The 13,181-nt window shown below is 68.0% G+C and carries 11 protein-coding genes; 4 read left to right on the forward strand and 7 right to left on the reverse strand.

Annotation, left to right across the window (positions count from 1 at the left end; translation table 11 throughout):
- Window positions 1-46 precede the first annotated feature (46 nt).
- The 3 genes from AB0F51_RS30065 to AB0F51_RS30075 are packed head-to-tail and all read right to left on the reverse strand — an operon-like array spanning window position 47 to window position 2,345.
- The gene (locus tag AB0F51_RS30065) at window positions 47-574 is read right to left on the reverse strand and encodes a hypothetical protein (RefSeq protein WP_360285302.1); all 528 of its coding nucleotides are present in this window, start codon (window positions 572-574) and stop codon (window positions 47-49) included.
- A gap of 12 nt (window positions 575-586) precedes the next feature.
- Entirely contained in the window at window positions 587-1,396 is an 810-nt protein-coding gene (locus AB0F51_RS30070; protein WP_360285303.1) for a hypothetical protein, read from the reverse strand.
- Window positions 1,386-2,345 carry a hypothetical protein gene (locus tag AB0F51_RS30075; protein ID WP_360285304.1) on the reverse strand — a complete coding sequence of 320 codons (960 nt, stop codon included), beginning with the start codon at window positions 2,343-2,345 and terminating at the stop codon, window positions 1,386-1,388. Before AB0F51_RS30075 ends, AB0F51_RS30070 begins: the two co-directional genes overlap by 11 nt.
- Window positions 2,346-2,495: 150 nt before the next feature.
- Here AB0F51_RS30075 and AB0F51_RS30080 point away from each other — a divergent pair, with 150 nt between their 5' ends.
- On the forward strand, window positions 2,496-3,470 hold the full coding sequence (locus AB0F51_RS30080) for a CoA ester lyase (protein WP_360285306.1): 975 nt from the start codon (window positions 2,496-2,498) through the stop codon (window positions 3,468-3,470).
- Window positions 3,471-3,518: 48 nt separating this feature from the next.
- Here the strand turns inward: AB0F51_RS30080 and AB0F51_RS30085 are convergent, their stop codons facing one another.
- Window positions 3,519-4,187, reverse strand: coding sequence for a peptidylprolyl isomerase (locus AB0F51_RS30085; RefSeq protein ID WP_360285308.1), 669 nt, complete (start codon window positions 4,185-4,187; stop codon window positions 3,519-3,521).
- A 41-nt stretch (window positions 4,188-4,228) separates the two neighbouring features.
- Window positions 4,229-6,724, reverse strand: a complete 2,496-nt coding sequence (locus AB0F51_RS30090; protein WP_360285310.1) for a glycoside hydrolase domain-containing protein — start codon at window positions 6,722-6,724, stop codon at window positions 4,229-4,231.
- 69 nt (window positions 6,725-6,793) lie between these two features.
- On the opposite strand from AB0F51_RS30090, the gene AB0F51_RS30095 reads away from it, so the two are divergent.
- The 3 genes from AB0F51_RS30095 to AB0F51_RS30105 all read left to right on the forward strand — a co-directional run bounded on the left by AB0F51_RS30095 (window position 6,794) and on the right by AB0F51_RS30105 (window position 10,756).
- Window positions 6,794-7,630, forward strand: coding sequence for a helix-turn-helix domain-containing protein (locus AB0F51_RS30095; protein WP_360285311.1), 837 nt, complete (start codon window positions 6,794-6,796; stop codon window positions 7,628-7,630).
- A gap of 123 nt (window positions 7,631-7,753) precedes the next feature.
- Window positions 7,754-9,382 carry a serine/threonine-protein kinase gene (locus AB0F51_RS30100; protein WP_360285312.1) on the forward strand — a complete coding sequence of 543 codons (1,629 nt, stop codon included), beginning with the start codon at window positions 7,754-7,756 and terminating at the stop codon, window positions 9,380-9,382.
- Between the two features lie 168 nt (window positions 9,383-9,550).
- A complete protein-coding gene (locus tag AB0F51_RS30105) occupies window positions 9,551-10,756 on the forward strand; it encodes an acyl-CoA dehydrogenase family protein (protein ID WP_360285313.1) in 1,206 nt (401 codons plus the stop codon).
- Here AB0F51_RS30105 and AB0F51_RS30110 read toward each other — a convergent pair.
- Both AB0F51_RS30110 and AB0F51_RS30115 read right to left on the reverse strand, forming a co-directional pair.
- Window positions 10,744-11,784, reverse strand: a complete 1,041-nt coding sequence (locus tag AB0F51_RS30110) for a transcriptional regulator (RefSeq protein WP_360285315.1) — start codon at window positions 11,782-11,784, stop codon at window positions 10,744-10,746. The genes AB0F51_RS30105 and AB0F51_RS30110 overlap by 13 nt on opposite strands.
- A gap of 218 nt (window positions 11,785-12,002) precedes the next feature.
- Entirely contained in the window at window positions 12,003-13,109 is a 1,107-nt protein-coding gene (locus AB0F51_RS30115) for a magnesium and cobalt transport protein CorA (RefSeq protein ID WP_360285316.1), read from the reverse strand.
- Window positions 13,110-13,181 lie beyond the last annotated feature (72 nt).

Consider the following 13,181-nt stretch of genomic DNA (forward strand, 5'->3'; position numbering starts at 1 on the left):
GCCCCAGGAGTAAAACTCCGTACATTGTCCCGGCGCCCGGTGACCGTCAGGTGAGCTTGGGTCTGCGGCTGGAGCGGCGGTGGAGGGTGAGCGGGCGTTTGCCGCGAGTGGTGGCAGGACTGCCTGCCGGCGTCTCCAGTCGCAGGCGGTCGTCGTACCGGCCCGCGGCCTCGGTGATTTCGCCGGTGGGTTCCAGGACGAGCAGGTCGGCTTCGGACTGCCAGCGGTCGAGTTGAGTGTCCAGACCGTCGGCGTTGAGCCGCTCAGTTCGCAGTACCTGGGCTGCGGCGGTCCACTCCTCGCTGCCGGGCTCCAGCCGCCGTACTGCGGCCTTCCAGCCCGCCAGCCGACTAGTCGCAGGCTTGGCCGGTACTACGACCTCAGCCGTGCCCGCCTCAGCCAACCCGGGCAGCGGCTGCTCAGCACTCCCAGCCCTGTCAGCCAGTACTACGTACGCACCGTCAACTGTGGCGAACCAAGCCGGGGCGGGCCGGCCGCCGTTCCACGACAACCAGACGAGGCCGGCCTTCTTCATCACCCCGGCGATCTCTGCAACAGCCTCGTCAGTCGTCACCTGCACAGGGTGTCACAAGTCACGGATGGCAGCCTGCACTCCCGCTTGAAACCGAGTGTGGGCACCCAGGTCGTGCAGTAGCGCCGCCAGCTTGCGCTGAGCCGTCCGCGGGCTGACCCCGAGCTCCTGCGCTATCGCGTGGTCCGAGAAGCCCGACAGCAGCAGGGAGATCAGCAGACGCGTCTCTGCCGCATCGTCCGGCACAGCAGGCAGCGCTCGCTCCCACTGCCGTTCGAAGAGCTCCTGGTAGGCGTCGAGCAGCCCACACGGCTGCAGGATCGCCGCACGATCCTCCCCGAGCACTATTAGCGCCAGCCGCTCGTCGAGGAGGTACAACTCCAGCGGCAGCACCGGTACCACTCGCGCCTCGGCAGGAGCGTCCGCCGGCAGTACTGCGGCCTCGTAGATGGTCCTGCACTCGACATGGAGCACGACAGGCGCTTGCTGCGACCGGATGAACCTACGCACCTCGGACCGCGCCGCCTGCTGGACCTGGGCAACCCGTTGACGGACAGCCGCCACACCGCTCACGTACTCGATCAGTGTCGGCGTCGGCCTGGTCACATGCTTGCGATAGGCGACCTTGAGAGCGGCGATGTGTTCACGGGCCTCCCGCAGCCGCTGCTCGTGGTCGACCAGCAGCACCTCCAGCGCGATGTCCGGCGACACAGCGACGGGGACGCCGTCCACCAGCGTCGCCAGCCCCTTGTCCACCAGGGCTGTCACCGCGTCGCTGTCCGCCACCGGCTCATGCGAAACCAGAGCCCGGTACGCCGCGTGCTCGGCCGGTGTCAGCCCGAGCACGCTCAGGTCATCCGTCATGTGGGTCCAACCATCCCCGCAGTACAGCCTGGTAGCCCGCCTGGAACCTGGTGTCGGTACCCAGCCGTAGTCGCATCCGCTCGATCCTTGACCGCACACTGCGCTCGGTCCAGCCCAGCTGGGCGGCGGACTCGCTGTCGGTGAGCCCCGACATCAGCAGGGCGAGCAAGTCTCGCTCCTGGTCCGTGGGCTCGTCCGCACTGCTCGACTGCCCGGCGTAGGTGGCCAGCGGAATGGCCCGGCTCCAGAGCTGCTCGAACAGGCCCTGCAGCCCGGCGACCAGGACCGGGTCGTGGATCAGCAGACCGGCCGTGTACTTGGTCGCGTTGACGTCGATGGGGACGAAGGCCATCGGCCCGTCCGTCAGCAGCATCTTGAGCGGTACGTCGCCGACCCGGGCCTGCTCGCCGTCGTTGACGCCGCGCACGCGCGCCGCCAGCCGCCCCGGCCGGTCCACCGAGCGGGTCCGGTCGTAGAGGATCCGGATGGTGATGTCCATCTCGGCAAGCTTCTCCAGCGGTTCCTGGTCCACCTGTGACGGGTCTTCCATGAACGGCGGCGCGTCCGAGAAGGACAGCTCGCCCTTGGCGCTGCGGACCAGCCGCTCGATCCCGTCGGCGATCTCCGCCTCGCCCCGCAGTACCTCGATCAGCTCGGGCGGCTCGTGGCGCGCAGTACTGGTGTGGAAGCGGGTGGCGAGCAGGACGGTCTCCTGCCGGGCCTTGGCCAGTTCCAGCTCGCGGTCGCGGACCAGGAGCTCCAGGGTGATGTCCGGCGGGAGCACGAGGTAGCGCGGCGGGTCGGACGGCATGAGCGTGATCAGGCCGAGTGCCACCAGCCGGTCGGCGGCGACCGGATCGCCTACTTCCGCCTGCGTCAGCGGCTGGTTGGACACGAGTCGCTCATACAGGTCCTGCTCAGCGCGGGTCAGACCGAGTGGCTCCAGCACTGCACGATCATTACCCACATCGGGGTCGCTGTCTTCCGGTGACCCCCACCACATCGCCGACTGGCGTGAGGGATGTCACCGGCGCCGAGCGGGTGGTTTCGCCGTACGCTGCGAGTGACTGACGGGTAACCGACCTTTGAGGATGCGGCGATGGCTGACGAGACAACCACCGGCAAGGCCTTCCGGAGCAGGCGTTCGTGCCTGGCGACGCCCGGCTCGAACCCGCGCTTCCTGGAGAAGGCCAAGGGCCTGGACGCCGACCAGGTGTTCCTCGACCTGGAGGACTCGGTCGCGCCGATCGCCAAGGTGGACGCGCGCAAGAACATCGTCGCCGCGCTGAACGAGGGCGGCTGGGGCAGCAAGACGCGGGTGGTCCGGGTGAACGACTGGACCACCGAGTGGACCTACGCCGACGTGATCGAGGTGGTCGGCGGAGCCGGTGCCAACCTCGACTGCATCATGCTGCCGAAGGTGCAGACCGCCGAGCAGGTGGTCGCGCTCGACCTGCTGCTGACCCAGCTGGAGAAGGTGCACGGCCTGGAGCCCGGCCGGCTCGGAATCGAGGCGCAGATCGAGAACGCGCTCGGCCTGACCAACGTGAACGCGATCGCGGCCGCCTCGCCGCGGGTCGAGACGATCATCTTCGGCCCGGCCGACTTCATGGCCTCGATCAACATGAAGTCGCTGGTGGTCGGCGAGCAGCCGCCCGGGTACGACGTCGGCGACGCCTACCACTACATCCTGATGCAGATCCTGATGGCCGCCCGGGCGTACGGGAAGCAGGCGATCGACGGGCCGTACCTGCAGATCAAGGAGCTGGACGGCTTCCGCCGGGTGGCGAGCCGCTCGGCCGCGCTCGGCTTCGACGGCAAGTGGGTCCTACACCCGGACCAGATCGCCGCCGCGAACGAGGTCTACTCGCCGCGCCAGGACGACTACGACCACTCCGAGAACATCCTCGACGCCTACGACCACTACACCTCGGCCGCCGGTGGCGCCCGCGGCGCGGTGATGCTCGGCGACGAGATGATCGACGAGGCGTCCCGCAAGATGGCCCTCGTCATCTCCGCCAAGGGCCGCGCCGCCGGCATGACCCGCACGAACGTCTGGAAGCCCGAGGACTGACCGCCCGGGTGGCCGCCGCCGGTTACCGGCCGGCGGCCACCGCCGGCGTCAGTCGAAGGCGAGGACCTTGAGGATGCGGATCGGCCGGACCGGCGGGCCGTCCAGGTCCGGGTCGGCGATGCCGGCCTTGACCATCCGGTCGAAGGTGGCCATCCCGTGGATCACCCGGCCGAGCACGGTGTAGTTCGGAGGGATGTTGGCGAACGAGTGCACGACGAAGAACTCGCTGCCGTTGGTTCCCGGACCTTGGTTGCCCATGGCAACGGTGCCGCGGGGGTAGGTCTCCTTGCCGGTCACCTCGTCGGGGAACTTGTACCCCGGTCCGCCCTCCTCCTGCCGGTAGATGTCACCGCACTGCAGGACACCGAGCCGCGCGGAGTTGGTCAGCCGGAAGCACTGGGTCTTGTCGTAGAACCGGCTGTTGGTCAGGTGCACGAAGCTGGACACGCCACAGGGCGCGTTCGCGCGATCCATCCGGACCACGAACGAGCCGTAGTTGGTCGCGAAGAACACGTCGACGGTCCCCTTCGCGACCGCGGTCGCCGGTGGGATGGTGACCGGCTTGGCGGCCGGGTTCTCCGGCGTCGGGGTGAACTCGCACTGCACGGTCGGTGGCCGGGTCCCGGCCGGTGCGGCGGGCGCGGCGCCCGCGGTGGTCGAGGTCAGGGTCGCCGCGGCAAGTCCGGCGGCGACCAGGAAACTCAGTCTGCGCAACATAGGGGCCAACCTAGCCGGGGTTGACAGCGATGTCACCGGGTTCACCCGCCTGCGGCAGCGCGGACGAGTTGGGCTCGGCGGGCTGCGAAGGTGGCTGGGTCGACCGGTTGGTACTTGGCGGTCGGGGCCAGGGTGGTGGCGAGGCTCTGAGCGGCTGCCGGGTTGCGGCGGGCCAGGATGGCGAACAGTTCGTAGTCCTCGACGCCGTCGCGCATCGTGTCGTGCCGCAAGCTGCTCATGATCGTGCCGTGCTCGGGATCGGGGTAGACGATGGTCACGTCACCCGGTGTCGGGAAGTTCGCCTGATCCTCGTGCCAGTTGTTGTACGCCCAGTGCAGGGTGCCGGTGACGCCTTCGCGGAAGTTGTACCAGTTCATCAGCCGCAGCCTGGCTGGTGGCAGGTCGATGAACCGGTTGTAGTAGTCACCCTGCGGAACGATGCAGATGTAGGTCCACACTTCGTCGCCCTGGGCCTTACGAGCCTGGTAGTACGCACGGTTGTCCTCGTAGGCCGACAGCAGGGGGACCAGCACCTTGACCCGGCCGCTGAACGTCGTCTGGTGGTCCGGCGTGGAGTAGCCGTGCGGCGACGACACCGGGACGCCGGGCATCCGGACCGAGATCTGCTCGTCGTAGACCTGTCGCATCGTGGCGAGGTGTGCGGCCGACCATGGCTCGTCGCCCAGGTTCATCGTCCACTTCTCGTACCAGCCCTTCGCCTTGAGATGCAGTCGCAGGGCGTCCAGGTACTTGACCGCGAAGTTCTTGCCCTCAGCGGTGCCGTAGTCGAGATACGTGACGGTGGTGGTGCCTCCGGTGTTGCGCATCCCCCAGACCGCGTACCGGTCATCGGCCGGTTTCAGCAGGAAGTTCTCGGACAGCAACCGCTTGGCCGCGCCGCGGCTGATCAGGAAGTCGACCACCTGGTCGAAGCGTTCCCAGCGGAAATCGACGGTGCCGTCCGGCTGGATCGTGGAGCCGCCGTCCATCAGCAGGTCCATGGTCGGGATCCACTGGGCGTTGATGCGGTGCTCCACCATGTCGGCGGCGAACTTGTCCATCAGGGCCCACCACGCCGTGGAGTACTTGGTCAGGTTGTAGATCTGCTTGACGTCGTCGGGGCCGCGCTGGAAGCCGAACATGTAGGTGTAGTTCGCATAGTTCACCGCGCCCTGGGCGGAGTCGGGCAGCGTCACGTTCGCCACCTCGACCTGCACCGGTACGGAGACGGTCCCCCCAGTGGTCACGACCTGGGCGGTGCCCTGGTAGATGCCGGGTGGGGTGTCCCGGGGCACGTGAACCGTGAGTGAGATCGACTGGCTGGTGTTGCCCGGCACGGTTCGCGTCGTGTCGTTCAGCAGGTACTCCGGGAAGTATCCGGGCGCGCTCGCCACGGTTCCGCTGACGTTGCTGGAATTGTGGGGCAAGTAGATGTTGCCGACGAACCGGTACCGCAGCTCGCTCGCCGGGATCTTGTTAGTCCCGGCCAGCAGATCGGGCAGCCGGACGCTGTCCACGCTGAACGCGCCGGGCGATCTGAGCACCACCTGCCCGGACTCGTACTCGTTGCGCGCGGCAACCAGTGAGATCCCGTTGCCGGCCGTCGCCGACCGTCCTGAGCCGGGGAAGACGCTGGTCAGCGCGTTCTCGGTCCACGCCTGCGGAAGGGTGGCCGGTACCGGCTGGACGCTGAAGTCGTCGCCGTAGGCGGTGTTGCCGATCGAGTACTTGAAGAAGTAGATGACCGCGGACGTGTTCGTGGGCCCGGTGGTGAAGGTGACTGTCGCCTTCGTGTACGTGCTGGACGTGATCTTCTGGTTGGTCTCCACACCGCCGAAGCGCTTCACCCCGACCCAGACCTCGGCGCTGTCGGTCTTCCCCCAGCCGGTCAGCAGGTACGTGGTGTTGGCGGACAGTCCGGTGACCACTTGTTCGAACGTGCCTTCCCCGCCGGACAACTGGGCGGCTCGCGTCCCGGACCGGGCGTTGCTGTCGACCACGCGGGCGTTGATCGGGCTCCAGCTCTGACTGCCCTGCTCGAATCCGCCGTTGGCCGCGTGCTCGCGACCCAGCGTCGCCGTGGGGACCAGGTCGAAGTCGTCGCCGAAGGCGGTGTTGCCGATGTCGTTCTTGTAAAAGTAGATCACGGCCGAATGGGAAGTGCTCCCGGTCGTGAAGGTGACTTCTCCCCGGGTGTACGTCTGACTGGTGATCCGGACATTGGTCTCGGTACCGCCGTACCGTTTGACACCGATCCAGACCCCCTGGCTGTCGGTCCTGGCCCAGCCGGTCAGCGTGTAGGTCGTGTTGGGCAGCAGGTTGTCCACGGTCTGTTCGAACGTCGCCTCGCCGCCGGACAACTTTGCGGCTGAGGTGCCGGTACGGGCGCCGCCGGTGGCAACCGTGCCACCCAGCGCGATCCAGGGATGGGTTCCGGACTCCCAGCCAGGGTTCCGGACGAGGTTCGTCGAGGCTTCGGCCGCCGTGGGCGGGACGAGCGCGATCAGGAGGGCGATGACGATCAGTATTCGACGCATGTGACGAGCGTCAGCGGCGGGCCGGTGAGAGGCTAGCAGCAGGCGGGCCAGTGTTTGTATTTTTCTGCCATGGTGCTGACCCTGAGGTTCGAGCTCGAGGCGTTCGGCCGGCCTTTCAACGCGGCGCGGGTCTGGTACGGGCCGGATCCGCACGACTCGGTGCGGCACACGCATCAGGATTTCTACGAACTGATGGGGGTTCTGTCCGGCAGCGGGGAGCACCTGCTCACCAGCGGCTCCGTACCGCTGGACCCCGGAGACGTGGTGCTGGTCCGTCCCACCGACGAGCACGCGATGGCGGGACGTGAGGCCGAAGGGGTGGAGTTCGTCAATGTCAGTTTCCCGGTCTGCAGCTGGCAGACGTATGCCGAGCTGAGTCACCTGGACCCTGCCGGGAGGTGGGATCTGGCGCCCCGCCCGCCGGTCTTCCGCGCGGGCGGAGAGCGGCTCCCCGAGCTCGTCGCGATCTTCGAAACGGCCCTTCTGCGGACCCGGGAGGAGCCGCGCCCACTCGATCTGCTGCAGTTCTGGACCGACCTGTTCCTGCTGGTCGTACCGGTCACCGATGCGCCGGAGGGCGGCAAGCCGGCGTGGCTGCGCGCGGCCCAGCGGGCCATGCGCCAGGAGGACAATCTGCGCGTGGGCCTGCCACGGATGCTCGAGCTGGCCAATGTCAGCGCCGGCCACCTGGCCCGGGAGATGCGCCGCCACGACGGCACCACCCCGGTCAGATTCATCACCGACCTCAGGTTGCAGCACGCGGCGACCCTGCTGCACACCACCACGTACTCCGTGGCCGAGATCGCCGAGCGGGCAGGCTTCGGGAGCCAGTCGTACTTCGCCCGCTGCTTCGCCGCCACCTACTACCTGTCGCCGCGGGAGTTCCGGATGATGAGCCGGCGCTGACCCACTGCAACCGTGCCGGCACCGAAACGCAAAGTCTTGCGCCGGAAAATCGTCGCGCGCTCGCACTCGGCGGGGCTGCCGCCTAGGGTAGGGCGGCGATCGGCTGACTGTGAGGTGTTGGGTGTGAACGGCGAGGTACTCGCGGGGCGCTATCGATTGCTGGCCCCGCTGGGGCGCGGCGGCGCGGGCGAGGTGTGGCGGGCCGAGGACTCGGTCCTGGCCAGGCCGGTGGCGGTGAAACTGCTGCGCCGGCTGGAAGGCGACCCCGTGGACGCCGTCGAGCGCTTCCGCACCGAGGCACGCGCCTCGGCCCGGCTGACCCACCCGAACGTGGTGGCGACCTACGACGTCGGTACTGCGAACGGCCAGGTCTTCCTGGTGATGGAACTCGTCGACGGGCCGGACCTGGCGCAGTTGCTGCGCTCCAAGGGGTTGCCGCCGGACCAGTTCGTAGCTGACATCGCACTGCAGGGTGCTCGTGCGTTGGACGCGGCACATGCGGCCGGGATCGTCCACCGCGACGTGAAACCGGGCAACCTGCTGCTGGCGCCCGACGGCACGCTCAAGATGACCGACTTCGGCATAGCCCAGGCAACCGGCATGGACGGCTCCACCGGGCCGGTACTGCTCGGCACGGCCGGCTACGTCTCGCCCGAGCAGGTCCGCGGCGAACGCGCGACCTCAGCCAGCGACTGGTACGCCTTCGGCTGCGTCCTCTACGAACTTCTCGAAGGCACCCCACCCTTCGTAGGCGAAGACGTCATGAACGTCATGCACCAACACCTGGACACCCCACCACCCCCAGTACGCCAGACCGAAACAGCCCCCGGCCTAGCAGACCTCGTCATGAGCCTGCTCTCCAAAGCCCCAGCAACCCGCCCTTCCTCAGCAGCCGCCGTCGCCGCCTACCTGAACGGCGCGGCTGCTGGAGGAGCAGCAGCAGACACCCGCACCCGGGTTCTCCCGACGCTCCCCGCGCCGACGCTCGGAGCCGCGGGCGCGAGCCACGCGGGTGGGGCGGGCCAGGACGGCCCAGCGCTTGCGGGCTCCGCAGGAGCGGACGCCGAAGGGGCGAGCACGGAAGCCGGCTACGCCGACGCGGTCGTGTCGGCGGCTCCGCCTGCGGCCGGGATATTGCCGGCTAGGGCGTTTGAAGAGCGCGACGAGCCGGTGGAGCAGGAGCGGCGGCGCGGGGCGTTGGTCAAGGCGGGGGTTGCGGCTGGCGTGGTGGTTGTGGGGGTCGTTATTGCTGTGTTGTTGCGGCAGGGGGTGGCTTCTGATTCGCCGGCGCAGGCGGGTGGGGTTCCGCCGGTTACTCCGTCGGTGACTGCGAAGGTGGTGGTGACGCCCAAGGCGACTCCGACGCCCACGCCCAGTAAGACGCCCAGTAAGAAGCCGACGCCTAAGAAGACCGCTACCAAGAAGCCTTCGATTCCGCGGGTCGGCTCACCGGAGTCGCTGCGGTTGCTGGCGCAGCTGCTGCGGGAGCACGAGCAGGAGCGCGGCATGAAGACCGCGCGCGAGGCTGCGAAGGATCTGGATCAGGCGGCCAAGGCGCTTGAGGAAGATGACGTCGAGCAGGCCGCGAGGCAGTTCCAGCAGGCCAGGCAGCGGCTGCTGGAGGCTCAGCGCGACGGCCGCTGGCACTCCACCCCGCAGATCTCCGCCTGGTTCGCAGTCATCGGCAGCGCCCTGCGGAACCAGGACGAGGGCGACGGCGACGGAGACGGCACCGGCTGGAACCGCAACTGACCAGCCCCCCGCAACCCCGCGCCTCGTAGTACCGGCGTGAGGCAGGTGACTGTGTGGGGGTGGCCGGTGTCACAGCGGGTGTTGGGCTGGGCGGACATGCTGGGAGCCGCGATACTCACGAGTAGTGCCGTAACCAGGGGTCGCGGGCCGACGGAAGGAGCGCCGCTGATGAGCAGGTTGCAGCAGACCGAGGGACTCACCGACATCCAGGAGGAGATCCTGAAGACGGTCCGGGCCTTCGTCGAGTCCGAGATCCTGCCGGTGGCGACCGAGCTGGAACACAAGGACGAGTACCCGACCCAGATCGTCGAGGGCCTCAAGGAGCTCGGCCTGTTCGGGCTGATGATCCCGGAGGAGTACGGCGGGCTGGGCGAGTCGCTGCTCACCTACGCGCTCTGCGTCGAGGAGATCGCCCGCGGCTGGATGAGCGTGTCCGGCATCATCAACACGCACTTCATCGTCGCCTACATGCTGTTGCAGCACGGGACCGACGAGCAGAAGCAGAAGTACCTGCCGCGGATGGCGACCGGCGAGGTCCGGGGCGCGTTCTCGATGTCCGAGCCGGGCTGTGGTTCCGACGTCGCCGCGATCAAGACCAAGGCCGTCAAGACTGCATCGGCCGAAGAGGGCGACGCCTACGTGATCAACGGCCAGAAGATGTGGCTGACCAACGGCGGCACCAGCAACCTGGTCGCCGTGCTCACCAAGACCGACGAGGGTTCGGACTCGGTCTACAAGAACATGACCACCTTCCTGGTCGAGAAGGAGCCGGGGTTCGGTGAGGTCGACAAGGGCCTGACCGTGCCGGGCAAGATCGAGAAGATGGGCTACAAGGGCGTCGACACGACCGAGCTGATCTTCGACGGCTACCGGATCGACGCCGGCCAGATCCTCGGCGGCGTACCGGGCAAGGGTTTCTACCAGATGATGGACGGGGTCGAGGTCGGCCGGGTGAACGTGGCCGCGCGCGGCTGCGGGGTGGCCCGGCGGGCGTTCGAGCTCGGCATCTCCTATGCCCAGCAGCGCGAGACGTTCGGCAAGAAGATCGCCGAGCACCAGGCGGTGCTGTTCCGGCTGGCCGACATGGCGGTCAAGGTCGAGGCCGCGCACGAGCTGATGGTCAAGGCGGCCCGGAAGAAGGACGCCGGTTCGCGCAACGACTTCGAGGCCGGCGTGGCGAAGTACCTGGCCAGTGAGTACTGCTCACAGGTGGTCGAGGACTCGTTCCGGATCCACGGCGGCTACGGGTTCTCCAAGGAGTACGAGATCGAGCGGCTCTACCGCGAGGCACCGATGCTGCTGATCGGCGAGGGCACGGCCGACATCCAGCGGATGATCATCGGCCGCCGTCTGCTCGAGGACTACAAGCTGTAAGCCTCAGTACGCCGGTACTGCGGGGCGTCGCCCGGGCGGAGGCTGCCGGAGCCGTGGCCGGACAGGAGCCAGATGCCCAGTTGGGTCACCTCGTGCCGGACCGATGCGCCGACGCGCCGCGTGGTGATCAGCCCCGCCTCCCGCAGTACGGTCGCCTGGTGGCTGGCCGCGGCCGGGGAGATCTTGCAGCGGCGGGCCAGCTCGGTCGTCGTACAGCCGGTCACTGTGGCTTCCAGCGCGGCGGCGCGCGTCGAGCCGAGCAGGGAGCCGAGGACGTCCGAGGAGACCGCCGAGTCGGGTGCTGTATGGCGCAGGATGCCCGGCGCGTGCTGGATCGGGTAGACGAGGATCGGCTTCAGCTCGGGGTCCTGCAGCTTGGTGGGGACCTGCCAGCAGAACGCGGACGGCTGCAGCTCGATGCCGCGCCCGTCCAGGTAGAGGTCGCGGTCCTGCATGTCCAGCACCTGCAGCACCGGCGCCACCCAGCGCACGCGCGGGTGCAGCGTCGACAGCAACCGGTCGACACCGTGCCGGGCAAGGGCTTCACCGCGATGCGCGTGGTCAGCAGACACGTGCGTGCCGATCGACTTCCAGTACGGCGCGATGGCGACATCGTGGTACGACCGGATCGCCCGGCCGAGCTTGTGCAGGGCACTGCTCTCGCCTTGGGCCAGCTCGCGGGTCCACGGGGAGACAGGCCGGTACCTGCTCAGCAACTGCAGCTGGCTGCGCAACTGCTGACGCGGCGTCGACAGCATCAGCTCCAGCGAGGTCTCGAAGTCCGGCGCGGACGCGGCCGGGGTGAGGAAGTCGGGGGAGTAGCCCTTCGGCGGGGTCAGCTCGAGCAGCAGCCGCATCTGGTCCGGTGACACCTTGGTGCGGATCGAGCGGCGCCAGTCCTCGAAGATCAGCCGGCCTTCGGAGTGCTGGAGCATGTGCAGGCTCAGCAGGATCTCCCACGACGGCGCCGGCTTGGTCGAGACGGTCGTCCGCGCGAGGTCACGTGGCGTGAAATGAATACGTAGCACGGAACCCTCCCTGATCCTCAGCGTCCCGGCGCCCCCGGTTGCCGTCGGTCGCGGATCGTGGCTGGTCGCTGACCGAACGCTATGGGCCGATTGAATCAGGTCTATTCCAGAGCACACAACCGTTTGAGTCACACTCGGGCGGGCCAGTGGCGGCCATGGCAAGAGGTTGCCAACCGGCCGCAGAACCGGTAGTGCGGCCAAGAGGTAGCGGTGAGTGGTCAGAGCCACCGATTGCGCTTGAACAACAGGTAGAGCACCGTGCAGGCGGTCAGCATCAGCACCAGCACGCCGTAGTACCCGTACTTCCAGGTCGTCTCGGGCATGTTGTCGAAGTTCATCCCGTAGACGCCGGCGATCATCGTCGGCACCGCGAGGATCGCCACCCAGGCGGAGATCCGGCGCATGTCGTCGTTCTCCGACACCTGCACCTGGGCCAGCCCGGCCTGCAGGATCGAGCTCAGCAGCTCGTCGAACGAGACCACTTGCTCCTTCACCCGCAGCAGGTGGTCGTCGACGTCGCGGAAGTAGTTCCTGGTCTCGTCGCCGATCAGCGGGTGCTCCTGCGTCGACAGAGCGCGCATCGGCCCGGTCAAGGGCGCCACTGCCCGCTTCAGCTCCAGTACCTCGCGTTTGAGCTGGTACACCCGGTCGATGTTGCGCCAGCCCCGCGGGCTGAACATGTCGACCTCGATCAGGTCGATGTCGGCCTGTACTGCGGCCGCGACGGCAAGGTAGCTGTCGACCACATGGTCCGCGATGGCATGCAGTACGCCGCCCGGTCCGGCCGCCAGACGCTTCGGCACCTTCTCCAGCTGCTGCCGTAGGCCGGTCAGTTCGCCGTGGTCCCCGTGCCGCACGGTGATCACGAAGCCGGGACCACAGAAGACCATCACCTCACCGGTCTCCACCACCTCGCTGGTGGCGGTCAGGTCGCCGTGCGGGACGTACCGGACGGTCTTCAGTACTGCGAACAGCGTCTCGCCGTACCGCTCCAGCTTCGGCCGCTGATGCGCCTCGGTGGCGTCCTCGAGCGCCAGTTGGTGCAACCCGAACTCACTGCCGAGCACTGCCAGCTGGCGCTCGTTGGGCTCGAACAGACCGATCCAGACGAAGCCGTCGCCGTGTCTGGCCCGGGTGAGGGCGTCGACGTACGACGCGGTCCCGGTGTCGCGGCGGCCGTCCCGGTAGTACGCCCAGTCGACCAGTGCGCCGTCCAGCTTGCCGCTGCCGACCAGGTCGAGAGGTGCGCCGGGACCCGGGGGACGCCGGGTGAAGACGCGTCCTACCCGGCGTGTCGCGCCCATGTCCCACTTCCATCCGGTCATCGAGGCGAGGCTATCAACGGCCCGTCACCAGTCGTCGGCAATGATGGAGTTGCCAGCAAGCGGAGAGGAACG

Origin of the sequence: Kribbella sp. NPDC023855 (assembly GCF_040639475.1) — a bacterium.
Lineage (GTDB): Bacteria > Actinomycetota > Actinomycetes > Propionibacteriales > Kribbellaceae > Kribbella.